Raw genomic sequence first — 23,635 nt, 5'->3', positions numbered from 1 at the left:
ATCATCGAAAGAACAGAAAATTTCTATAATTTAATCATCAGAAACCATAAGTAGATAGTTTGTTAATGAATTGAAATTTAGCACTTTAATTCACTAAATGTTCTGCTTTTTTCATACGAATAAATCATCTATTTTACATTTAGCTCACGTGTTGCTAAGTTAATGTGATTGTAAGAATTAGTTAGGGATTAAAAAATGTTTACTTTCAGTTTAAAACTTAGCTAAATTTACAATTTTATAGTTATTTTTAAAACCCATTATTAAAAACATCTTTTCCATCTATGAGATATTCTAGAAAACTAACCATACTTTTATCTATAAACCGAATTTTAGTTTCATCTGTACCAAAAGCAATAATTTGTCCAGATTTTCCTTTACTTCCTGGAGCATAATCTATAGCGATAAAATTACCACCACCTGTACTTAAAAATGGAATCCAATATGGGTTGGTATAAATACCTATGGTTTTTCTTCCGTCTGGATGATTATTTCCAGTTAAGTCTATCAACATCCAATTAACATCATCATAAATCATCTTCCAATTTTTCCACTCGTTTAATATTTCTTCAGCAGTTAAAAATCCTGTGTTTTCAATTCCATTATGATTGTTGAGTAATATTCTCAATTCTTCTGGAAATTTATAGTTTGCTAAAGATTCAAACTCATTATAAATCTTTTGATTGTTTTTAGGTGGGTTTGGTTTTATTTTTCTTGTACTAATAAATTTGTTAAATAGTTTCTGTAATTGAATTGTGTCAAGATTTTCAACATAAGTATTTATATATTTTTTAATATAGTTCTGCTTTTCTTTGGCAATTTTAGCTTGATTATATTGTTTGGGTGCATTCTTGTATAAATATGCTCCAGTATTCTTATAAGGTTTTTCATCTATTAGCATTCCTGAGTTTACTCGTTTTTGAGAAAATTCTCCTTTTCCTAAAACAAGCATAAATTGTGGGTTTTGATTGAGTTCTGGTTGTTTTTCAAATTGACCATTTACGCTGTTCTTTTCAAGTTTTTGATATTGTTTCTTAAAGATTATATCCATCCATAATTTAAAATTTCCTTTGTTCTCAAAATGTAGTGCAATTATTTCTTTATTGGTTAAATAAGCAAAAGCATCATAAGGAAGTTCTGTATCTTTCGGTGTAATGATAAATAGTTTTAAAACTTTATTTTTTAATTGATTTGATATGTTTTCTAATATAATTTCTCTAAAACCCATTTTGTCATATGACTTGTAATTTCTTGCTGTTTCACTCTGATGATGAGAGTAATCTTTAAAGTATGGTTCTGGAATTTCTGCTAGTGGTATAATATTGAATGTGATATCTGAAAGCTCTATTTTTTTTTAATTGTTTATTGTAGGGTATAGAATGTTTGTTCATTTTACTTGCGCAATTAGTTATTATAATTAAAGTAACAAATAGACAATATTTCATTACGAGTAGTTTTAATTAGACTTAATTTTAAAACCGATATGACTCTGTCTTAATAACTTTTATCATAAGTTAGCTAAGTTATCTTTTTTTAGTTTAGAAAAAAAAAGAAAATTTTAGTGTTTATAAAAAAAACCTCAAATTCTGCATTGCAAAATTTGAGGCTTATTATATGTAATTTTTTGAGTGAAGTAAATTAAGTAATCATTTGTTTTTACTAGAATCCGCCACTATTTTGTTTTTCGTTATCATCTCTTTGCCTTCTTCTTTTAGCTTTGTTTTTTCCGCTTCCAAATCTATAATTAAAGCCTAAAAATGCAGTTCTGCTTTCCCAGTTAAATCTACCATTTTGAGCGTAAGGAGAAGTAGAGTTAAAGGCAAACTTCATTCCACTAAAAATATCATTTACTCTAAAATTAATAGTTCCTTTACCTTTTAAAACATTTAAACTAGCGCCAGTATTTACCATCCACATATTTTCAACAGACCATTGTATATCTTCAGAAGGACCTCTATACATTGCAAATAACTGTAAACTTAAGTTTTTAGTTGCTTTAAAGCTATTGCTAATTCTTGCATTAAAAACATTGTTTTGTACTTCTATTTGTTGTGCATTATCGTTTGTTAAATCTACAATACCTTGTTGAGTTTGAGAATAAAAATCCATACTTGTATTAATTCTCCACCATTTATTTACTTTATAATTAGAAGATACTTCTAATCCGTAGGCATCTGTGCTTTCAAAATTTGTAAAAGATAGTATTTGTCTAACACCTTCAACATCTAAAGGATCTGCGTAGGTTACACGAGAAATATTATCATTAATTTTTCTATAAAAAGTGCCAAAAGTTAATGATCCGTTTTTTATTTTACGGGTATAATTTACTTCGAAAGAATTGGTAAACTGTGGATCTAATTCTGGGTTACCCACAGATGTAATTAATGGTGTACTCCATTCTCTAATTGGATTAACTTGTCCAATTCCTGGTCTATCTACACGTCTACTATAGCTAAATTGCCATTGGTTTTTTTCTGAAGGATTAAAAGTAAAAAAAGCAGATGGGTAGATAGAAAAAATATCATCAGTAATTGTTTCTTTATCAGAGTTCTCTAAATTAAAAGTACCTTCAATTTCATACTGTTCTAATCTTGCGCCTAATTGCATGGTTACTTTTCCAAATTTATGACCATAATTTATATAACCAGAATAAATTTTTCTATCATAATCAAAAGATGAATTTCCTATACGGTCATAACCTGTTACATTACCATCAACATCTATAACTTCGCCTTCTTGATCTGTAAGGTTTATGTTTGCTGTATTGTTGGTTCTATACTCTAAACCTAATTCTAATTTTCCTTTTTCTGAAACAGGGTTTGTATAATCAATATTAATTAAAGTATTGTTTCTTTCGTTTTCTATGTCATTATAGTAATTAAAAACTTTGTAGTTAGTGTCTGATGAATTACTATATGAATCACTGTTTGTAGCATCTTCTGGGTTGTTAGTATTAGAATATGTAGCTTCAAATTCTAAATTATGACCTTCTTTTTTAAAGTCTATTTTATAGTTTACATTGTATGTGCCTGTATTACTTTTTTGGTCTTGAATGTTTGCTGCATTTGAGGTTAGAACATCATTTTGAGTAATTAAAGTACTACCATTTCCGCCACCTGTAAATTTATTTTGTGTTGTGTAAAAAGATAGTGTGTTTTTATCGTTTATATATACATCTGCACCCACTTTTAATAAATGAGATTGATTGACATTTATAAATTGAAAGTTTTGTAAAATGTTAGACTCAGGTCTATCAACAAATCCATAATTAAAGTTATCTCCACCATTATAGCCATAGTTTGCAAAGAAATTTACTTTTCCGGTTTTATAGTTCATGTTAGTAGAAAAGTTTGAACGAACATAATGACCAGCAGTTAAACCTGCATTTATAGAGCCATTAAAACCCATATTTGCATTTTTATTAAGTATAATATTGATGATACCACTCATTCCTTCTGGGTTGTATTTTGCTGAAGGATTTGTAATTAATTCTATACTTTTTATTGAGGTAGAAGGAATCTGTTTTAACAATTCAGCAGTAGAAATATTGGTTGGTTTTCCATCTACTAAAACACGTACATTATCATTACCTCGTAAACTTAAAGCCCCTGTTTGGCTGTCTACACTTACAGATTGTACATTGTTTAATAACTCAGAAGCAGTAGTTCCTGCAGAAGTTAAATCTTTACCAACATTAATAACTTTTCTATCAACTTTTTGAACAACAGTAGAGGTTTCTGCCCTTACTACTATTTCATCTAAAGAAGTGTTATTTTCTTTTAATGATATAGTACCCAGTTTGATGTTTTTATTTTTATCTGTAACTTCAATTTCTTTAGAAAAAGTTTCAAAACCTATAAATTGAACTTCAGTAATACTTTTTCCTTTAGGAATGTCTTTAATTATAAAAGTTCCATTATCATCAGTAATACCACCAGTAATAATTTTTTTTGCCATATCATATATAACAATATTTACATAAGGTAAAGGTTCTTTAGAGTTTTTGTCGATTACTTTACCAGATACTGTACCTGGTTTAGGTAGTTTGTTTTTTGGTAATTGCGCAAAAGAATTTACAGAGGCAATTAACATAAATAATAGTAATAATTTTTTCATTTCAGGTGTTTGTTTTTCTTGATTAATTCCTAAATAGACGTATCAATTGATATATTTGTTACCATAATTAACAGTATTTAACGAAATATTAACAGTATGAAAAATGTAACATTAGTAATAGGAGCATCTTTAAATTCTAATAGATACTCTAATATTGCTATCAAAAGTTTGATTGATAAAGAATTAGATACAGTTGCAATAGGATTAAGAAAAGGGAAGGTTGGAAATGTTTTCATTGATGATGAGAAAATGCCTTATAAAAATATAGATACGGTTACTTTGTATTTAAATCCGAAAAGGCAAATAGAGTATTATAATTATATAATTAGCTTAAAGCCAAGAAGGGTAATTTTTAATCCAGGAACAGAGAATTTGGAGTTTATAAAATTATTACAAGAAAAAAATATAATAGCAGAGATTGCCTGTACTTTGGTTTTATTATCAACTAATCAATACTAAAAATTTTTCCAGTTTCAGCAATATCAGTATTTTTAAAAGTAAGTTGAGCTTCTTCTTTAAATAAAGATAGATTTGAGTATCTACCAGAATAATGACCTATTATTAGTTGATTTACATTGGCTTTTTTTGCAATTTTAGCAGCTTGTTCAGCTGTAGAATGTTTTGTTTTTTTTGCTAAATCTTCTTTATCAGATAAAAAAGTTGCTTCATGATATAACAAATCAGTATTTTCAATTATTGGAACAATATCTGGCTTGTATTTAGTATCACTACAAAAAGCATAAGATAAGCTCTTTTTAGGGGCAATTGTTAATTCTTTGTTTGAAATAATTTTACCATTTGATAAAACAACATCTTTACCTGCTTTTATATTTAAAAAATCAGCTCTACCAATTTCTTCATAACCACCAATATTTATCATATTTAATTTACGTGGTTTTTCTTTCTCTGTAAATAAATATCCATTTGTATATACTCTATGACTTAGTGGTATTGTTCTTACAGAAACTTTATCATCTTCAAAAATTAGTTCACTTTCTTTAGATGATAACTCATGAAAAATCATAGGAAATTTAGCGTGAGATTGAGAAATTTTTAATTGTAATAGAGTAACCTCTTTAATACCTTTGGGGCCGTAAATGTGTAATTCTTTTTCTCTGCTTAAAATACCATAAGTAGATAATAAGCCTATTAAGCCATAAAAATGATCTCCGTGTAAATGTGAAATAAATATATGATTTATTTTAGAAAAACCCACTTTATACTTTCTCATTAGACGCTGAGTTCCCTCGCCACAATCTATTAAAAAATGACGATTGTTAATCTCTAAATATTGTGAAGTTGGAAAAGCGTTAACACGTGGTGTAGCAGAATGACAGCCTAAAATAGTTAGCTTTAAACTCATTTAATAACAAGACGTTTTGAAACAATTTTATCATCACTTTTTATACTATAAATATAAACACCAGACGATAAATTATCTTTATAAAATGGAATTGTATTTTTTCCATTTTTTGAAGCGTAAACTTTATTAAAAACATTTTTTCCTAAAACATTCTTTACACTTAAAGTAATTTTTGAAGCCGAATTTGTTGTATAACTGATGTTAGTGAAATTTGTAAACGGATTTGGCGCTGCAGATAATCCCTCAAGAGTTTTTTCTTGAGAAAAGCTTACAGTTATTACACTTAAAAATAAAATAAAAAGTATTTTTTTTATCATGTTTTTTGAGGGTTTAAAAGCCTAACTCTCTTTCGATCGCTTCCATTTCTATTATATCTTCAGCTTCAATTAAAGTAGGAACAATATTAAAATTTTCTGGAAAATCATCTACATTCCCAGATGAAGATATTATAACAAATGATGTGCCACTTTCTTTTTTTAATTGAGCATACTTCAAAAATAATAAAAAATCTTTACTTGAAATGTTAATTTTATTAGAAAAGTTTAAAATTAAATGTTCTTTTTCTAGTTCTTTTTCTTGTTCAGAAAATGATTTATAAAACTCAGAGAATGAATTCTCGTCAGAAGTAATAAGTATATAGTTTTCTTTTTTTGTAATTAACATAGATTACCTTTTAATTTGTTGGGCTAATAAATAAATTACTGCCATTCTAATTGCAACACCATTTTCAACTTGATTTAAAATGATAGATTGATTAGAGTCTGCAACATCGCTGGTAATTTCTACACCACGGTTTATTGGCCCTGGGTGCATTATTACAATTTTCTTGCCAAGATTATCTAAAATTTCTTTATTAATGCCAAAAAGTTGTGTGTATTCTCTTGTTGAAGGAAAATATTTAATATCCATTCTTTCATGTTGTACACGTAAAACATTGGCAACATCACACCATTCTAAGGCTTTTTTTAAGTTGGTTTCTACTTCTACACCTAAACTTGTAATGTATTTTGGTATTAGGGTTGTAGGCCCACAAACCTTTACTTTTGCACCTTGTAATTGTAATGCGTATATATTAGATAACGCAACTCTAGAATGTAAAATATCACCAACAATAACAATTTTTTTACCTTTTACTGATCCTAGTTTTTCTCTGATTGAATAAGAATCTAATAAAGCTTGAGTTGGGTGTTCATGAGTTCCGTCTCCAGCATTTATAATTTTAGCATTTACATGTTTTGATAAAAAAACACCAGCACCAACATTTCCGTGTCTCATAACAACAATATCTACTTTCATAGATAAAATGTTGTTTACGGTATCAATTAAAGTTTCTCCTTTTTTTACTGATGATTGACTTGCAGAAAAATTAATTACATCAGCAGAAAGTCTTTTTTCAGCTAGCTCAAAAGAAAGTTTTGTTCTTGTGCTGTTTTCAAAAAATAAATTAGCAATGGTAATATCTCTAAGAGAAGGTACTTTTTTAATTGGTCTGTTTATGACTTCCTTAAAATGATCTGCAGTTTTAAAAATAAGGTCAATATCATTTATGTTTAGATATTTTATGCCTAATAAATGTTCTACACTTAGTTGATCCATAGTTATTTTTGTTCTATATAAACTGCGTCTTTATTATGTGTTTCTGACCAAGTTACTAACACTTTTTCTTCATTTATAGCATCAACTTGCCTTCCTCTATAGTTTGGTTGAATTGGTAAATGCCTACTAAATCGTCTATCAATTAGTACTAAAAGTTCAATATTTTTTGGTCTTCCAAAAGATTGAATTGCGGTTAATGCGGCCCTAACGCTTCTTCCAGAATATAAAACATCATCAATTATTACTACTTTTTTACCTTCAATTAAAAAATCTATTTCTGTGGCTTCAGCTGCTAAAGGTGTTTCTTTTCGTCTAAAATCATCTCTATAAAAAGTAATGTCTAAAAGACCTAATTGTAAGTCAGTAATATTGTATTCTTCTTTTAGTAAATTGGACAATCTTTTAGCTAAATAAGAACCTCTTGGTTGTAAACCAATTAAAACTGTATTTGTAAAACTATTGTGATTTTCAATTAGCTGACAAGCCAATCTATGCAGAATGATTTCAATATCTTTAGAGTTAAGTAATGTTTTTCTGCTCATAAGAATTCTATCAAATTTTAGTTGATAGCTATTGAAAATCAAAATTACTGCAAATAAATGTATAAGCAAAATTTAAAAGAGCAAAATACATATAACTGTTGTTAATTAAATTGTTGAAAACAAAAAGCACTTTTTAACAAGGTTTCTTAGACTTATGTTACTTTTAATTTATAATTCAAATCTATTAGTTATGTCTCTATTAAAGTTTGAATCAATGCTCAAAACAAACAATGTTTATTTTTTTGATTTGGTTGAGTTTGAAGAAATAATTGTTCATTATTTAGATGTTGGTAAACATGCTTTGGCTAAAAAAGCAGTAAAACTTGGTTTGGAGCAACACCCAGAATCTGTTGAGCTAAGATTACTTCAAGTAGAAATTTATATATTTGAAAATGAGTTGAATAAAGCTATTTTGTTGTTAAAAAGAATTGAGCGGTTAGAACCAACAAATGATGAAGTTTTTATTCAAAAAGCAGCAATAAATTCCAAAAAAGGATTACATACAGAAGCAATTATCAACCTTAAAAAAGCACTTTCTTTAACTGATGATAAAGTAGATGTTTGGTCTTTATTAGGTATGGAATATTTGTATTTAGACGATTTTGAAAATGCTTGTTTCAATTTTAAGAACTGTGTAGAAGAAGATATAGAAGACTATTCAGCGCTATATAATATTGTGTATTGTTTTGACATGGAGAAAAAACATGAAGAAGCAATTGTATATTTAAATAATTATATTGATAAAAATCCTTATTGTGAAGTTGCTTGGCACCAATTAGGTAGGCAGTATTTTATTTTACAAATGTTTACACAAGCACTAGAAGCTTTTGATTATGCGGTTTTAATAGATGAATCTTTTATTGGTGGTTATTTAGAAAAAGCAAAAACTTTAGAAGAGTTAAAAAGATATCAAGAAGCAATAGATAACTATCTTATAACTTTAGATTTGGATGATCCAACTGCGTTTGCTTATGTTAGAATTGGAGAATGCTACCAGAAAATAAATAAAATGGATGCCGCAGTTTCTTATTATAAAAAAGCTGTTCATGAAGATCCGTTGTTAGATAGAGGTTGGATTTTATTAACAAACTTGTTTTATGAGCAAGAAAATTATCAAAAAGCATCATACTATATTTCTAAGGCTTTAAAAATTGATGAAGATAATTCTAAATATTGGAGACGATATTCAGAAATAAAACTTAAACTTAATTTCTTTGAAGAAGCAGTTTCTGGTTTTGAAAATTGCTTACTTTTAAATGATAATGCTTTAGAAGTTTACATTGGTTTAATTGATGTTTTATCTTTTTTAGGCGAATTTAATGATGCAATAAATGTTTTATTTAAAGCCCAAAAAACTTACGGAAATTTAGCAGAAATAGAATATAGGTTTACAGGTTTGTTTTTTATTTTAAATAAAGAAAAATATGCAATTTCACATCTTATAAATGGCTTAAAATTAGATTATGATTATCATATTGTTTTAAGCGAGTTGTATCCAACGGTTTATGAAAATTCAAAAATCCAAAAACTTTTAATTGATTATAAAAAGGCTTTAGAATAGGTTTTTTAACCTTAAATTTTTGAAAGTTTTAAATCAAAATACAAACTAAAAATTCTTTTAAATTATTTTATCTTCGTTTTTTTAAAAATGAAACTTAAGAATGAGAAGAACAATTAAAGATTATCTAGTAATTGGCTTTAAAGGAATGGCAATGGGTGCAGCAGATGTAGTGCCGGGAGTTTCTGGAGGAACAATTGCTTTTATTTCTGGTATTTATGAAGAGTTGTTAGGCTCAATTAGCAATGTAAATTTAAGTATGTTTAAAACTTTAAAAAATAAAGGTTTTAAGGCTGCTTGGAAACAAGTAAATGGGAATTTTCTATTATCACTTTTTATTGGAGTTTTTATAAGTGTTGTTTCTTTGGCAAAAGCTATTAAATATTTATTAGAGAACCAACCAATCTTATTGTGGTCTTTCTTTTTTGGTTTGGTATTGGCAAGTATAATTTATATAGGTAAACAAGTTGAAAAGTGGGATTTTAAAATTATAATTTTAGGAATTATTGGTGTTGTTTTTGGTTATGTAATTACTATAATACCAGCAACAAATACATCAGAAATTAACTATTTATTTTTAGTTTTTGCTGGTGCCATTGCTTCTTGCGCAATGATATTACCAGGTATTTCGGGTTCATATATTTTATTATTAATAGGAATTTATCCAATTGTAATGACGGCAATAACCAATAGAGATCTTAAAATAATTTCAGCAATTGGTGTTGGTGTTGTTGTAGGTTTACTGTCATTTTCTAAACTTTTAAAATGGCTTTTTGCTAATTTTAAGCAAGAAATGTTGGTGGTATTAACAGGTTTAATGTTAGGTTCATTAAATAAAGTTTGGCCTTGGAAAAAAACAGTTTCTACTTATATAAATAGTCATGGAGAAACAAAACCTTTGTTAGAACAAAGTATTTCGCCTTTTTCTTACAATGGAGAATCTGAACTAACAATGGCTATTATTTTTGCAATTATAGGTTTTGCTCTTATTTTATTAATGGAAAAGTTAGCAGTACAAAAAAAATAAATGCACAAAGAAAGATCCCTACTTCAAAAACTTACCTTTTTTTTAAAAGGATTAGCCATGGGAGTTGCCAATAAAGTTCCTGGTGTTTCTGGAGGTACCGTGTCTTTTGTTTTAGGTTTTTATGAAGAATTAATTTACTCTTTTAAAAGAATAAACTTTAAAGCTTTAAAATTATTAATAAAAGGAGAGTTTAAGGAGTTCTATAAATATACAAACACCCAGTTTCTAATTTTAATAATGGGTGGTAGCATTTTTAGTTACTTCAGTATTTCATTAGTTTTAGATTATTTTTTACAACATTATGAACTTTATGTATGGAGTTGGTTTTTTGGAATGATAATAGGATCTATAAATCATATTGGTAAAGATTTTGGAGATTGGAATACAAAAAATACCATCTCATTAATAATTGGAATTTTAATTGGAATAGGAATCAGTTTTTTAACACCTGCAAAAGAAAATGATGCACTTTGGTTTGTGTTTGTATGCGGGGTTATTGGTGTAACAGGAATGACTCTACCTGGGCTTTCAGGGTCTTTCATTCTAATTTTATTAGGTAATTATGTTTTACTTTTAGTAGATTCTGTAAATGTTTTATTAAATGTTATTACAAATTTGTTTTCAGGAAATTTTCAAGTATTATCTGATCCAATAAAAGTAAGGTATTTAAAAATTATAACTGTTTTTTCTACGGGTTCATTATTTGGTTTGATTTCAATTTCTCATATTTTAGGATATGTCTTAAAAAGATGGAAAGAAATTGTTACTGCTATTATTATTGGTTTTATTACAGGATCTTTAGGTATTGTTTGGCCTTGGAAAAAAACTATTTATTTACAAGAAAATGGTAATTTTCTTTTAGACCAAAAAGGAAATAAAATTGTTGAAAATTTTCAGAGATTTATTCCAGATTTTACAAGTTTAGAAACTTATATTGCTGTTTTTTGGATTATTATTGGATTTGCATTAATTGTTGTATTAGATTATTATGGAGGAAAAAAAAGAAAATAAATTTGGTTTATTAGGTAAAAATATTTCTTACTCTTTTTCAAGAGGATATTTTACAGAAAAGTTTAAAGATCTAGGTCTTAATAAAAATGAATATGTAAATTTTGATCTTCAGCAAATAGAAGATTTTCCGGCAGTTTTAAAAGATAAAAACATTAAAGGTATCAATATTACAATTCCTTATAAAGAAGATGTAATGCAATATTTAGATACTTTTGATAAAACTGCTAAAAAAATTGGTGCAGTAAATACCATTAAATTTACAAAAAAAGGAAAATTAAAAGGATTTAATACAGATGTAGTGGGGTTTGAAAACTCAATAAAACCTTTCTTAAAAAAACATCACAAAAAGGCTTTAATTTTGGGTACAGGAGGTGCATCAAAGGCAATAGCATTTGCATTAAAAAAAAATAAGATAAAGTTTAAATTTGTATCAAGAAAACCTTCTTCAAAAAAACAAATTTCCTATGAAAGTCTTTCAGAAAAAAGTTTAAAAAAATATACCGTTATTATAAATTGTACTCCGTTAGGAACATCTCCTGATATAGAAAAATGCCCAAATATACCCTATGAATTCATAACTAATAAACATCTATTATTCGATTTAATTTACAATCCAGAAATTTCTACTTTTTTATCAAAAGGAAAAGAAAATGGAGCAACTATTAAAAATGGATACGAAATGTTAGAGTTACAAGCAGAAGAATCTTGGAGAATTTGGAATATGTAATTTATTTAATTTTACTTATAATAAATTGATTGCTTGTAAAGTATATAAGTTGTCTGTATCTTTATAAATTATTAGTTTTTGTATTAAATAAAAGACCTTAAACATTGTAAATATGTTAGAAAATAATGATGAAGCCTTAAAAAATAAGGATGTAATTACAACTGAAGAAATTAATTATATTTCAGAAAATCAAGATTTAATTGAAAATTTGGAGCAAATAAAGGTTTCAAATAAAGAAGAATCAGATGAAAATGATGAAGTTTTAATTGAAATTGAAAATTCTGTTGCTGAAAATGCTGAAAAAGAAGAGTTTAATGAAGAGGAAAAAGAAGTTATAGATTATTCTAAATTTAGTTTAGAAGAGTTAGCAAAGGAACTTAAAAATACAATAGCAAATAATCCAGTTCAAAAAATTAAAGCTCAAGTTGATGCAATTAAAAATGCATTTAATGTAAAGTTTGGTGCTTTAATTAATGAGAAAAAAGAAGTTTTTCTAGCTGAAGGTGGTAATTCAATAGATTTTCATTTTTCTAGTCCAATTAAATCTGAGTATAATAGTTTATTGTCTGATTATAAAAAGAGTAGAGATGCTTATTATAAAGAGTTAGAGAATAAATTAAATGAAAATTTGCAAAAAAGATTAGTTGTAATTGAAAATTTAAAAAAACTAATTGAAGAGGCAGATAGTACTACTATGTATAAAAACTTCAAAGAAATACAAGATTCTTGGAGAACAATTGGCCCTGTTTCTAAAACTCGTTATAATGATACCTGGAAAATTTATCATCATCATGTAGAGCGTTTTTATGATTTATTACATTTAAGTAACGATTTTAGAGATTTAGATTTTAAACATAATTTAGATGAAAAACTAAAAATTATTTTAAGAGCTGAAGCTTTAATTGATGAGCCAGATATTAATTATGCTTCAAAAGAATTACAAGATTTACACAAAATTTGGAAAGAAGAAATTGGCCCTGTTTCTCGTGAAATGAGAGAAGAGGTTTGGCAAAAATTTAAAGATGTAACTAGAAAGGTTCATAATAAAAGACATGAGCACTACAAAGAATTACGTTCTAAATTTCAGGAAGTTATAGATGAAAAGCATCAAATTATTAAGCAAATTGATGAATTTGATACTTCTAAGAATCGTACACATAAAGATTGGCAGAATAGCATTAAAATAATAGATAATTTAAGACAGCAATATTTTAGTTCTGGAAAATTACCTTATTCTAAAAGTGAAGAAGTTTGGCAAAAATTTAAAAACGCTACAAAGAAATTTAATGCCTCTAAAAATATTTTTTACAAACAAGAAAAAAAGATTCAGCAAGAAAACTTAGAGAAGAAAAATAAATTAATTGAAATTGCAGAATCATTAAAGGATAGTAAAGATTGGGAATTGGCAACAAGTACCATGAAAAAAATTCAATCTGATTGGAAAGAAATAGGTCATGTTCCTCGTAAATTTTCTGATGACATTTGGAAACGTTTTAAAGGAGCCTGTAATCATTATTTTGATAAACTTAATGAACAAAAAAATGCTGTTAGTATAGAGCAGCAAGAAATAGTAAATGCAAAAAAACAATTTTTAGAAGAATTAAAAGTTGAAGAGAATTCTAGTAAAGAAGCTGTTTTAGAAGTAATTAATAAGTGGAAAAACTTAGGAAGATTGCCTAGAAATGCACGTCATTTAGATGGTAAATTTAATAAGCAGGTAGATAAAATATTAGACACATTATCATTGGATAAAAATGAAATTTCAATGTTAAAGTTTATGAATGTTGTTGATGGTTATGCTGAGGATAAGGATGCAAGAAAGTTAGAGTCTGAACAATTTTTTATTAGAAAAAAGATTGATGAAATTGTAAAAGAAATTCAGCAGTTAGAAAATAATTTAGGTTTCTTTTCAAATGCGACTGATGATAATCCTTTAGTAATTAATGTGAAAAATAGGGTAGAAGAGTATAAAGAAGACCTATTAATTTGGAAAGAAAAATTAAGTTATATTAAAAAACTAGATTTCTAAAATAAAAATATAAGTTAATAAAAAACTCGAAGCTTCTGCTTCGAGTTTTTTTTATTCAAAAAAGTTAAAAAAAACTTTTATATTTTACAAGTGAATTACTTCATCATAAGCATCAGCTACTGCTTCCATTACAGCCTCACTCATTGTTGGATGTGGGTGTATTGTTTTTAGTACTTCATGACCTGTTGTTTCAAGTTTTCTACCTAATACAGCTTCAGCAATCATATCTGTAACTCCAGCACCAATCATATGGCAACCTAACCACTCACCATATTTTGCATCAAAAATAACTTTTACAAATCCATCAGGTGTTCCAGCAGCTTTTGCTTTTCCTGAGGCAGAGAAAGGAAACTTACCAACTTTTAATTCATATCCAGCTTCTTTTGCTTTTGCTTCAGTTAAACCAACTGATGCGATCTCTGGAGTAGCATATGTACAACCAGGAACATTACCATAATCTATTGGTTCTGTATGTAAACCAGCTAATTTTTCTACACAAGTAATTCCTTCTGCAGAGGCAACGTGTGCTAAAGCTTGTCCAGGTACAACATCACCGATTGCATAATAACCTGGAATGTTAGTTTGATAAAAATCATTTACTAAAATTTTATCTCTATCAACAATAATTCCAACATCTTCTAAACCAATGTTTTCAATATTAGATTTAATTCCAACAGCAGATAATAAAATATCAGCTTCTAAAGTTTGTTCTCCTTTTTTAGTTTTTACAGTTGCTACAACCCCATCACCAGAAGTGTTAACAGATTCTACAGATGAATTTGTCATCACTTTAATTCCTGCTTTTTTAATTGAACGTTCAAATTGTTTTGAAACATCAATATCTTCAACTGGTACTAAATTTGGCATGTATTCTACAATTGTTACATCTGTTCCCATAGAATTATAGAAATGAGCAAACTCAACACCAATTGCTCCAGAACCAACAACTATCATAGATTTTGGTTGATTTGGTAAACTCATAGCTTGTCTATAACCAATTACTTTTTTACCGTCTTGAGGTAAGTTTGGTAACTCACGAGAACGAGCACCTGTTGCTATAATTATATTATCTGCACTATATTCTGTTACAGTTCCGTCTGCAGCAGTAACATCAACTTTTTTACCAGTTTTTATTTTTCCAAAACCATCAATAATATCGATTTTGTTTTTCTTCATTAAAAAAGCAACACCTTTGCTCATTCCATCAGCAACACCACGACTACGTTTAATAACTGCATCAAAATCTTTATCAATTGCTTCTGCTTTTAAACCATATTCATCAACATGTTTTAAATAATCATAAACCTGTGCAGATTTTAATAATGCTTTTGTAGGTATACATCCCCAATTTAAGCAAATACCACCTAAGTTTTCTTTTTCAACGATTGCAACTTTAAAGCCTAATTGTGATGCTCTAATTCCTGTTACATATCCTCCTGGTCCACTTCCGATAATAATGATGTCGTATTTCATAATAGTACTTTTTATAGTTGTTTGTTAAGCAAATTTAATATTTTATTTTTTTACATTCTCTCTGGAACTTGAATTCCTAACAATGAAAATGAAAGTTTTATTGTATCAGCAACTTTTTTAGCTAGTTGAACTCTAAATGTTTTTTTATCTTGATTTTCTTCTCCTAATATTGATACATTTTGATAAAAGGAATTAAATTCTTTTACCAAATCGTATGTGTAATTTGCAATAACTGCCGGCGAAAAATTAGCTGCAGCTTGTTGTACAGTTTCAGGAAATAATTCTAGTTGTTTTAATAACTCTTTTTCTTTTTCGTGTAAATCTATAGAAACAGGGTTTGAGTAATCAAAATTTGCCTTTCTAATTATAGATTTAATTCTAGCATATGTATATTGAATAAAAGGACCTGTGTTGCCTTGAAAATCTACAGAGGATTTTGGGTCAAATAAAATTCTTTTTTTAGGGTCTACTTTTAAGATAAAATACTTTAAAGCGCCTAATCCAATTGTTTTGTGTAATTCTTCTTTTTCTTGATTAGAATAACCATCTAATTTACCAAGTTCTTCTGAAATTTCTTTTGCAGTAGAAGTCATTTCAGCCATTAAATCATCAGCATCTACAACAGTTCCTTCTCTAGATTTCATTTTTCCAGAAGGTAAATCTACCATTCCGTAACTTAAATGATGTAATTGTTTTGCCCAATCAAAACCTAGTTTTTTAAGAATTAAAAACAACACTTGAAAATGATAATCTTGCTCATTACCAACCGTATAAACCATGCCGCCAACATCTTCAAAATCTTTTACACGTTGTATAGCAGTTCCAATATCTTGTGTCATGTAAACTGCTGTTCCGTCTGAACGTAAAACAATTTTTTCATCTAAGCCTTCATCTGTTAAGTCTATCCAAACAGATCCGTCTTCTTTTTTGTAAAAAACACCTTTTTCTATACCCTGCTCAACAACATCTTTTCCCAATAAATAGGTATCGCTTTCATAATAAAGAGTGTCAAAATTAACACCCATATTTTTGTAGGTAATATCAAAACCACTATAAACCCAAGAATTCATAGTTTTCCAAAGAGAAATAACTTGTTCATCTCCAGATTCCCATTTTAAAAGCATTTGTTGTGCTTCAAGTAGAAGAGGTGCTTCTTTTTTGGCTTCTTCTTCTGTTTTTCCTTCAGAAATTAATTTCGAAATTTCTTTTTTATATTCTTGGTCAAATTTTACATAGTAATTTCCAACCAATTTATCTCCTTTTAAACCAGAAGATTCTGGAGTTTCGTTGTTGCCAAATTTTTGCCATGCTAACATCGATTTACAAATATGAATTCCTCTATCGTTTATAATTTGGGTTTTATAAACTTTTTTACCAGCTGCTTTTATAATCTCAGAAACTGAAAAACCTAATAAATTATTACGGACATGTCCTAAATGTAAAGGTTTGTTTGTATTTGGAGAAGAATATTCAATCATCACTGCCTTTTCATCTGACTTTGTAGTAACAAAACCAAAATTTGAATCAGAATAAATTGAGTTAAAGAAATTAAGGTAAAAAATATCATTAACAACTAAGTTTAAAAAACCTTTTACAACATTGTACTTTGTAATTTCAACAACATTTTCAACAATATATTTCCCTAAGTCTTCACCAATTTGAACAGGATTCCCTTTTTTATAACGCAACATAGGAAAAACAACTACAGTAATATCACCTTCAAACTCTTTACGAGTTGCTTGGAATTCTATAGTTGGAATTTCAATTTGGTACAAAGCTAAAAAAGCTTCTTTTACTTTGATCTCTATGAGGTTTTGAATATTCATTTGCGCTTAAAAAATTAAGCTGCAAATTTACGAAAATTTAGTGTAAATTTTGTAGAATTAATTGTAATTTTCAGACATGGAAAAACGTTTGGAACAACTACCAAAATTAGCTGAAGAAGCTAAAAAAGAAAACTTAAAATATTTTGTAAATTTAAGAAAAAGAACTCCTAAAAACTTAGATTATATTATGCAAGATTTGCATGAAAAAGAATTTGCAAAAACAGATTGTTTAGATTGTGGAAATTGCTGTAAAACTACAAGTCCTATTTTTATAGCTAAAGATATTGAGCGTATTTCTAAGCATTTAAAAATGAAAGCTGCTGATTTTGTAGATACTTATTTAGAAAGAGATCAGGATGATTTTATGGTATTAAAAACAGCACCATGTTCTTTTTTTGATGAATCTGACAATACTTGTTTTATTTATGATGTAAGACCAAAAGCTTGCTCAGAATATCCGCATACAAACCGTAAAAAATTTATACAAATTACTGAGTTAACTGTTAATAACACATTTGTTTGTCCGGCAACATACAATATTGTTGAGGCATTAAAAAAGAAAGTTCCTTATAAATATAATGAGAAGAAAACCAGAAGATAGTTTATTTATATATCAAATATTTTTTTCTGATTACATGAAAATCTTCTAAACCTTTTTTCCAAGTTTCTCTAATTTCTTCTGCAGATGAGCCTTGTTCAATTTGTTTTTGTAGTTTTTTTGTACCTGCATGAATTGTAAACGTTTTTCCAAAAAATGTTTCCTTTTTAGATGTTCTTTTATAAGCATCAATTAAAAAGGTTACGTTAATTTTTGATAAATATTTAGTTGTACTTAAATCAATTCCGTTGCACATTTTTCCTTTATGTTTTGGGTATTTTGCGCCTTCGTTGGCTTTTGGAGTGTAAGAGAAGTTAGTTTTTTTAAAATCTGGCGCTCCATATCTTTGAAACTGAAATTCAGTTCCACGTCCAGCATTTATAGTTGTTCCTTCAAAAAAGCCTAAACTAGGATATAGGTTTATACTTTTATCATTGGGTAAATTTGGTGATGGTTTTATGGATAAACTATATTTAGATTGATGATCGTAATTTTCTAAAGAAATCACTTTTAAATCGCATTTGACATCGTTTTTCAACCATTTTTCGCCATTAATCATTTGTCCGTATTCGCCGATAGTCATTCCATAAACTACAGGAACTGGATGTTTACCCAAAAAGCTAGAATGTTTTGGCTCTAAAACAGGGCCATCAATATAATGGGCATTTGGGTTTGGTCTGTCTAAAATAATTACAGGAATTCCAGCTTCTGCACAAGCTTCCATAACATAATGTAAAGTTGAAATGTAGGTGTAAAAACGAACCCCAACATCTTGAATATCAAAAACAACAACATCAATATTTTCTAATTGTTTGGCTGTTGGTTTTTTGTTTTTTCCATGAAGTGATAAAATGGGTAGCCCAGTTTTTGAATCTACACCATCTTCTACAAGAGCACCTGCATCTGCTTTTCCTCGAAAACCATGTTCAGGTGAAAAAACTTTTTTTACAGAAATATCATTATAATCATGTAAAAAATCAACTAAATGCTGTGTAGCGTTTTTAGAATCTATATGATTATCAGCTACATCTACACTTTTAAAAACTGACAAAACAGAAGTTTGGTTGGCAACTATAGCTACATTTTTCCCTTTTAAAAATTTTAGATATTTATCGGTTCTATCTGCTCCTGGTGTAATTTTTAAACGTTCATTTTTTTTGGGAGTATTCACTTTTGAATTCTGAATTTTCGACTTTTGAGCGCATGAAATCAGATGAAAATTCATTAATAAAAATAAGAATAAATATGTACTTTTGAAAGGTATAAAATATTTCATCAATTTGAATTACGAGTTATTTATTGCAAAACGTATTATTGCTGGCAAAAAGTATAAAAATAGCATTTCATCACCAATAATAAAAATTGCAATCACTGCAATTGCGTTAGGTATTATAATTATGTTGATTTCTGTTGCAACTGCGGCTGGTTTGCAATATAAAATTCGAGATAAAATGGCTGGTTTTAAAGGTCATATTCAGATTGTTAACTACGATTTTAATAATTCGGATGTTTCTACAACACCAGTAAAAAAAGAGCAAGATTTTTATCCAAAGTTTAATGATATAGATGGTATTAAAAATGTGCAAGTTTTTGCTAATAAAGCAGGCATTTTAAGAACAGAAAATAGTTTTGAAGGTATTGTTTTTAAAGGGGTTTCTACAGATTATGATTGGGGCTTTTTTAAAGATTATTTGGTTGAAGGTACTATACCAGATTTTAATCAACAAAGAGTTAGAGATGTATTATTATCTCAAACAATTGTAAACCGATTACAGTTAAAATTAAATGACACCATTTTAGCAACTTTTATAAAAACTACAGAGAGTAAATTACCTTCTAATAAAAAGTATGTAATTGTAGGTATTTATAATACAGGTTTGGCTGAATTTGACAATAGTATGATGATTGGTGATATTAGAGAAGTTCAGAAATTAAATAAATGGACAGAAAATGAAGTTGGAGGTTTTGAAGTTTTACTAGATGATTTTGACAGTATAGAAGAAAAAGGAAGAGAGATTTATAGTGAAATAGGATTGACCTTGAATAAGAAAACTATTGTTGATAGTTACCCAAATGTATTTGATTGGATTAAACTTTTTGATAATAATGTTTGGTTTATTATTATTATCATGATAGTGGTTGCTGGTATAAATATGATTACAGCATTACTTGTTTTAATATTAGAAAGAGTACAAATGATTGGGATTTTAAAAGCTCTAGGAAGTACTAATGCTAGTATTAGAAAAGTGTTTTTATACAATGCGTCTTACCTGATTTTAAAAGGTCTTTTTTGGGGTAATATTATTGGTTTGTCAATTATTGGGATTCAATATTTTTTTAAAATAATTACTTTAAACCCAGAAACTTATTATGTGTCGATAATGCCTGTTTATATTTCTTTTACAGCTATTTTATTATTAAATATAGGTACATTAGTTTTGTGCTTTTTAATGTTGATTATCCCTTCATATATCATCACAAAAATTAATCCTTCAAAGTCTATTAAATTTGCTTAATTAATTTTTTTATCTTATTAAGATTTAAAACTAGGTGGAAATATTACAGAAGTTACCTATGAAAATACAGAAGTAGTTTTGTTTGATAGATTCATGATTCTGTTTTATCATTTAAAGCTGATAAAGGTATTAAAGAAATTATGAGAAAGCCATTTCGATTGTTAAATAAACAGTAAAATTAAAATTTATTTTTAAATTGATTATTAAAGAATGTAAAGCTGTTTTTGTTGATTAAGAAATAAGGAGCTGCCAATTATATAAATTATGATATTATAAGTGTTTTCTAATAGATTAAATATTTATATTTTTTCAACTATTTTTCATTAAGGTTCAACGAATAAATGAAGTAATTCATCGAAAATTTTTGTCAAAAATCTATTTGTTTTTTATTTTTATTATGATTTATAGATTGGGGGATTTATAAATCATTATATTAAAGCTGTTAGAGATTAATCTTTAACAGCTTTTTATTTTTTTGTTAAAATGTAAACAAACGCAAGTAACTTGTTATTCGTCGAAATTAAATATAATTTTATCGACAGATGTGTTTTTTAAAGTTTATAAAAGTTCTATATTTGCAGTAATTAATTTATGAGTTGGGGGATTTATAAATTTTATTCAAAGCGTTTAAAAGAAATTTTAAACGCTTTTCTTTTGTTCTAATTTTTATAAAAAATTTTCTTCCAATTATTTATAGAAAGAACAAGATTAACTAACAATAACTTACATTCATCTATTTTAAAATGCATTTCAACTTTTATTCTAAGTTGTAAAAATAAAAAACTTGTTAATTTGTAGTGTTAAAAGAAATTAAACAAAATGTTATATAAACTGGGGAATTTGTATATTTTGAATTAAAAAATCGTTTTAAATTAGTTTTAAAACGATTTTTTTATAACACTATAGGGCACTATAAAATATAAAACCATCTCAAATGAGATGGTTTTTTTATCAACTAATTCAAATAATTTACAAAAAGAGGTTTACAAAGTCTCTTAATTATTAATAAACAATTTTTGTGCCAAAAAATATTTGAATTTTATTTTTGTAAATATTTAACAATTATTGTGCATGTTTATGCGCTTTGTAAGAAGAACGCACTAAAGCACCACTTTCTACATACATAAAACCCATCTCTAAACCTAAATTTTCATATTTTTTAAATTGCTCAGGAGTAATAAATTCTTTTACAGGTAAATGTTTTTTTGAAGGTTGAAGGTATTGACCAATTGTAATTACATCTAAACCAACATTTCTTACATCTTTCATGGTTTGTATTACTTCCTCTTCAGTTTCTCCTAAGCCAAGCATTATACCAGATTTGGTACGCATTCCTTGTTCTTTTAAATACTTTAAAACACCTAAGCTTCTATCGTATTTTGCTTGTATCCTTACTTCACGAGTTAATCTTCTAACTGTTTCCATATTATGAGACACTACTTCTGGGTGTACTTCAATAATCCTGTCAATTAGTTTTCTATCTCCTTGAAAATCTGGAATTAAAGTTTCTAAAGTTGTTGTTGGGTTTGCTCTTCTAATTGCATCAACAGTTTCTGCCCAAATAATGGATCCTCCATCTTTTAAATCATCTCTATCTACTGATGTTATAACCGCATGTTTAATCCCCATTATTTTAATTGAACGTGCAACTTTCTCAGGCTCATCCCATTCTACAGTATCGGGTCTACCAGTTTTTACACCACAAAACCCACAAGAACGTGTACAAGTGTTTCCAAGTATCATAAATGTAGCAGTTCCTTCTCCCCAACATTCTCCCATATTAGGGCAACTTCCACTAGTACAAATTGTATTCAATTTATATTTATCTACTAATCCTCTAAGTTCAGTATATTTTTTACCTACAGGTAATTTAACACGAAGCCATTTAGGTTTTTTTACTCTTTCAGGAAGTATTACAGATTCTGTTGCCATATTCATATAAATTGAATTGCAAATTTACAAAGAAAAATAAGAAATAATATTGTTTAGAATAAGAAGAATTTTATTGGTTTTTTAATGAAAAAACCAATTAAAATATAATAAATATATACCAAATACTAAACCCCACTAGAAATAGAATTCCAATAATACTTAAAGTCTTTAAAAATAGTTTTGGTTGATGTTCTTTTGGTGTGTTTGTTCCTGTGATTAAAATATAATTTAAAATGGCATAGAATGGAGCTGTTATAAACGATAAAATGGTTGCAATTTTAACCAAAAGTCCCATATTAGCTAAAAAGAATTTTAGAATTATAAAAGTACCAACAAAAAGAAAAATAATCCAAAACCAATAATTTAGTTTTGTTTGTTTAGCAAATAGCAAATTTGTAGTTTTTGCCATAGCTCTTGGTGAAGCATCTAAGGTTGTAATTGTAGTACTAAACATAGTGGTAAAAGCAGCAATGGCAATAAATATATATGAAAAATCACCAAGGTTTTTAGTATATAGTTTAATTAATTGTGATGCAAAAACACCTCCTTTATTAGAGAAGTTTTCTCCAGATTTATACATTACTAAAGCTCCTAAAAGAACAAAGCAAATTCCTAAAAATAAAGTGCTTATGTAGCCAATGTTAAAGTCGAAAATGGCATCTTTAGGGTTTAATTTTTGAAAACTATTTTTATTTTTTTCGATACTCCAAATAGAGTGCCAAATAGAAACATCTAAAGGAGCAGGCATCCAGCCTAAAAAAGCAATTAAAAAAGTGATTTCTACAGTTCCGGATGGTAATATTTGAGTAACATCAAAGGCATCTTTTGTGCTAAATAATGCAACACTAACAGCTACAATTGTACTTGTAGTTAATATAGCGATAATGTATTTCATTAAATTGTCTAGCAATTTATATTTACCAAGTAATAGAATAATTAAACTTATAAGCATTAAAATGGATGACCACAAAACCAAATCATTAGTAATGCCAAATAGTTGTGATGCCAAGCCAGCAGTAACTACTGTTACAGCTGCTTGAATAGTAAACATAGTTGCAAAATTTAAAATAAAATAGGCTACTAAAACCCCTTTACCTAATTTTTGATAACCATCTAATAGAGTTTCTCCGGTTGCAGCTGCATATCTTGGTCCAAATTGAAAAAAAGGATATTTAAAAAGATTAACTAATAATAAAGCCCATAATAAACCAAAACCAAATTCAGCACCCGCTCTTGTAGATTGTACTAAATGCGAAACTCCAATAGCAGCTCCAGCAAATAATAAGCCAGGTCCTAAAGATTGTAATATTGTTTTTTTGTTCAT

At 27.7% G+C, this 23,635-nt stretch carries 20 protein-coding genes; 8 read left to right on the top strand and 12 right to left on the bottom strand.

The annotated features are described in order from the left end of the window. Positions 1 to 247: 247 nt before the first annotated feature. Positions 248 to 1,225 (bottom strand): SMI1/KNR4 family protein, encoded by a 978-nt coding sequence (locus Q0733_RS01835; protein WP_298778224.1) that lies wholly within the window; start codon positions 1,223 to 1,225, stop codon positions 248 to 250. Between the two features lie 431 nt (positions 1,226 to 1,656). Beyond that, a complete protein-coding gene (locus Q0733_RS01830) occupies positions 1,657 to 4,113 on the bottom strand; it encodes a TonB-dependent receptor (RefSeq protein ID WP_298778222.1) in 2,457 nt (818 codons plus the stop codon). A 96-nt stretch (positions 4,114 to 4,209) separates the two neighbouring features. Here Q0733_RS01830 and Q0733_RS01825 point away from each other — a divergent pair, with 96 nt between their 5' ends. Further along, positions 4,210 to 4,572, top strand: a complete 363-nt coding sequence (locus Q0733_RS01825; protein ID WP_298778219.1) for a CoA-binding protein — start codon at positions 4,210 to 4,212, stop codon at positions 4,570 to 4,572. On the opposite strand, the gene Q0733_RS01820 is transcribed toward Q0733_RS01825, so the two are convergent. Genes Q0733_RS01820 through pyrR form a run of 5 tightly spaced genes read right to left on the bottom strand, consistent with a single transcriptional unit; the run spans position 4,559 to position 7,614 of the window. Then, positions 4,559 to 5,476, bottom strand: coding sequence for a ribonuclease Z (locus Q0733_RS01820; protein ID WP_298778217.1), 918 nt, complete (start codon positions 5,474 to 5,476; stop codon positions 4,559 to 4,561). The two genes, Q0733_RS01825 and Q0733_RS01820, sit on opposite strands and share 14 nt — an antisense overlap. Then, positions 5,473 to 5,793, bottom strand: a complete 321-nt coding sequence (locus tag Q0733_RS01815; RefSeq protein WP_298778215.1) for a T9SS type A sorting domain-containing protein — start codon at positions 5,791 to 5,793, stop codon at positions 5,473 to 5,475. Before Q0733_RS01815 ends, Q0733_RS01820 begins: the two co-directional genes overlap by 4 nt. 13 nt (positions 5,794 to 5,806) lie before the next feature. Continuing rightward, positions 5,807 to 6,139, bottom strand: a complete 333-nt coding sequence (locus Q0733_RS01810; protein ID WP_298778213.1) for a hypothetical protein — start codon at positions 6,137 to 6,139, stop codon at positions 5,807 to 5,809. A 3-nt stretch (positions 6,140 to 6,142) separates the two neighbouring features. Next, entirely contained in the window at positions 6,143 to 7,072 is a 930-nt protein-coding gene (locus Q0733_RS01805; RefSeq protein WP_298778211.1) for an aspartate carbamoyltransferase catalytic subunit, read from the bottom strand. A gap of 2 nt (positions 7,073 to 7,074) precedes the next feature. Further along, positions 7,075 to 7,614, bottom strand: a complete 540-nt coding sequence (gene pyrR / locus Q0733_RS01800; RefSeq protein WP_298778209.1) for a bifunctional pyr operon transcriptional regulator/uracil phosphoribosyltransferase PyrR — start codon at positions 7,612 to 7,614, stop codon at positions 7,075 to 7,077. 190 nt (positions 7,615 to 7,804) lie between these two features. On the opposite strand from pyrR, the gene Q0733_RS01795 reads away from it, so the two are divergent. From Q0733_RS01795 to Q0733_RS01775, 5 genes are all read left to right on the top strand, one after another. After that, positions 7,805 to 9,175 (top strand): tetratricopeptide repeat protein, encoded by a 1,371-nt coding sequence (locus Q0733_RS01795; protein ID WP_298778207.1) that lies wholly within the window; start codon positions 7,805 to 7,807, stop codon positions 9,173 to 9,175. 100 nt (positions 9,176 to 9,275) lie between these two features. Beyond that, positions 9,276 to 10,199, top strand: coding sequence for a DUF368 domain-containing protein (locus Q0733_RS01790; protein ID WP_298778204.1), 924 nt, complete (start codon positions 9,276 to 9,278; stop codon positions 10,197 to 10,199). Next, positions 10,200 to 11,210, top strand: coding sequence for a DUF368 domain-containing protein (locus Q0733_RS01785; protein WP_298778201.1), 1,011 nt, complete (start codon positions 10,200 to 10,202; stop codon positions 11,208 to 11,210). Beyond that, a complete protein-coding gene (locus Q0733_RS01780; protein WP_298778199.1) occupies positions 11,188 to 11,937 on the top strand; it encodes a shikimate dehydrogenase in 750 nt (249 codons plus the stop codon). Before Q0733_RS01785 ends, Q0733_RS01780 begins: the two co-directional genes overlap by 23 nt. Positions 11,938 to 12,049: 112 nt before the next feature. Then, on the top strand, positions 12,050 to 13,966 hold the full coding sequence (locus tag Q0733_RS01775) for a DUF349 domain-containing protein (protein ID WP_298778197.1): 1,917 nt from the start codon (positions 12,050 to 12,052) through the stop codon (positions 13,964 to 13,966). A gap of 84 nt (positions 13,967 to 14,050) precedes the next feature. Here the strand turns inward: Q0733_RS01775 and lpdA are convergent, their stop codons facing one another. Together lpdA and argS are read right to left on the bottom strand one after the other, a co-directional pair. After that, positions 14,051 to 15,439, bottom strand: a complete 1,389-nt coding sequence (lpdA, locus tag Q0733_RS01770; protein WP_298778194.1) for a dihydrolipoyl dehydrogenase — start codon at positions 15,437 to 15,439, stop codon at positions 14,051 to 14,053. A 50-nt stretch (positions 15,440 to 15,489) separates the two neighbouring features. Then, the gene (argS, locus tag Q0733_RS01765; protein WP_298778192.1) at positions 15,490 to 17,265 is read right to left on the bottom strand and encodes an arginine--tRNA ligase; all 1,776 of its coding nucleotides are present in this window, start codon (positions 17,263 to 17,265) and stop codon (positions 15,490 to 15,492) included. Positions 17,266 to 17,341: 76 nt separating this feature from the next. On the opposite strand from argS, the gene Q0733_RS01760 reads away from it, so the two are divergent. Further along, positions 17,342 to 17,866 (top strand): YkgJ family cysteine cluster protein, encoded by a 525-nt coding sequence (locus Q0733_RS01760; RefSeq protein ID WP_298778189.1) that lies wholly within the window; start codon positions 17,342 to 17,344, stop codon positions 17,864 to 17,866. A gap of 1 nt (position 17,867) precedes the next feature. Here the strand turns inward: Q0733_RS01760 and Q0733_RS01755 are convergent, their stop codons facing one another. Continuing rightward, entirely contained in the window at positions 17,868 to 19,139 is a 1,272-nt protein-coding gene (locus Q0733_RS01755; RefSeq protein WP_298778186.1) for a DUF1343 domain-containing protein, read from the bottom strand. Positions 19,140 to 19,143: 4 nt separating this feature from the next. On the opposite strand from Q0733_RS01755, the gene Q0733_RS01750 reads away from it, so the two are divergent. After that, complete coding sequence (locus tag Q0733_RS01750) at positions 19,144 to 20,379, top strand: FtsX-like permease family protein (protein WP_298778184.1); 1,236 nt, start codon at positions 19,144 to 19,146, stop codon at positions 20,377 to 20,379. Between the two features lie 1,062 nt (positions 20,380 to 21,441). Here Q0733_RS01750 and lipA read toward each other — a convergent pair. Both lipA and Q0733_RS01740 read right to left on the bottom strand, forming a co-directional pair. Beyond that, complete coding sequence (gene lipA / locus Q0733_RS01745) at positions 21,442 to 22,311, bottom strand: lipoyl synthase (RefSeq protein ID WP_298778182.1); 870 nt, start codon at positions 22,309 to 22,311, stop codon at positions 21,442 to 21,444. Positions 22,312 to 22,408: 97 nt separating this feature from the next. Next, complete coding sequence (locus Q0733_RS01740) at positions 22,409 to 23,635, bottom strand: Nramp family divalent metal transporter (RefSeq protein ID WP_298778181.1); 1,227 nt, start codon at positions 23,633 to 23,635, stop codon at positions 22,409 to 22,411.

Source organism: uncultured Polaribacter sp., from assembly GCF_947500975.1.
GTDB lineage: Bacteria > Bacteroidota > Bacteroidia > Flavobacteriales > Flavobacteriaceae > Polaribacter.
Note: the sequence above shows the minus strand (reverse complement) of the source record. Positions and strands in the feature narration are given on the sequence as shown.

Coding starts and splice junctions, on each gene's coding strand:
- Q0733_RS01755 (WP_298778186.1), bottom strand. CDS start 19,139: ATGAAATATTTTATACCTTTCAAAAGTACATATTTATTCTTATTTTTA.
- Q0733_RS01785 (WP_298778201.1), top strand. CDS start 10,200: ATGCACAAAGAAAGATCCCTACTTCAAAAACTTACCTTTTTTTTAAAA.
- Q0733_RS01820 (WP_298778217.1), bottom strand. CDS start 5,476: ATGAGTTTAAAGCTAACTATTTTAGGCTGTCATTCTGCTACACCACGT.
- Q0733_RS01830 (WP_298778222.1), bottom strand. CDS start 4,113: ATGAAAAAATTATTACTATTATTTATGTTAATTGCCTCTGTAAATTCT.
- Q0733_RS01790 (WP_298778204.1), top strand. CDS start 9,276: ATGAGAAGAACAATTAAAGATTATCTAGTAATTGGCTTTAAAGGAATG.
- Q0733_RS01810 (WP_298778213.1), bottom strand. CDS start 6,139: ATGTTAATTACAAAAAAAGAAAACTATATACTTATTACTTCTGACGAG.
- Q0733_RS01795 (WP_298778207.1), top strand. CDS start 7,805: ATGTCTCTATTAAAGTTTGAATCAATGCTCAAAACAAACAATGTTTAT.
- pyrR (WP_298778209.1), bottom strand. CDS start 7,614: ATGAGCAGAAAAACATTACTTAACTCTAAAGATATTGAAATCATTCTG.
- Q0733_RS01835 (WP_298778224.1), bottom strand. CDS start 1,225: ATGGGTTTTAGAGAAATTATATTAGAAAACATATCAAATCAATTAAAA.
- lpdA (WP_298778194.1), bottom strand. CDS start 15,439: ATGAAATACGACATCATTATTATCGGAAGTGGACCAGGAGGATATGTA.
- Q0733_RS01740 (WP_298778181.1), bottom strand. CDS start 23,635: ATGAACAAAAAAACAATATTACAATCTTTAGGACCTGGCTTATTATTT.
- Q0733_RS01805 (WP_298778211.1), bottom strand. CDS start 7,072: ATGGATCAACTAAGTGTAGAACATTTATTAGGCATAAAATATCTAAAC.
- argS (WP_298778192.1), bottom strand. CDS start 17,265: ATGAATATTCAAAACCTCATAGAGATCAAAGTAAAAGAAGCTTTTTTA.
- Q0733_RS01815 (WP_298778215.1), bottom strand. CDS start 5,793: ATGATAAAAAAAATACTTTTTATTTTATTTTTAAGTGTAATAACTGTA.
- Q0733_RS01825 (WP_298778219.1), top strand. CDS start 4,210: ATGAAAAATGTAACATTAGTAATAGGAGCATCTTTAAATTCTAATAGA.
- Q0733_RS01780 (WP_298778199.1), top strand. CDS start 11,188: ATGGAGGAAAAAAAAGAAAATAAATTTGGTTTATTAGGTAAAAATATT.
- Q0733_RS01760 (WP_298778189.1), top strand. CDS start 17,342: ATGGAAAAACGTTTGGAACAACTACCAAAATTAGCTGAAGAAGCTAAA.
- lipA (WP_298778182.1), bottom strand. CDS start 22,311: ATGGCAACAGAATCTGTAATACTTCCTGAAAGAGTAAAAAAACCTAAA.
- Q0733_RS01775 (WP_298778197.1), top strand. CDS start 12,050: ATGTTAGAAAATAATGATGAAGCCTTAAAAAATAAGGATGTAATTACA.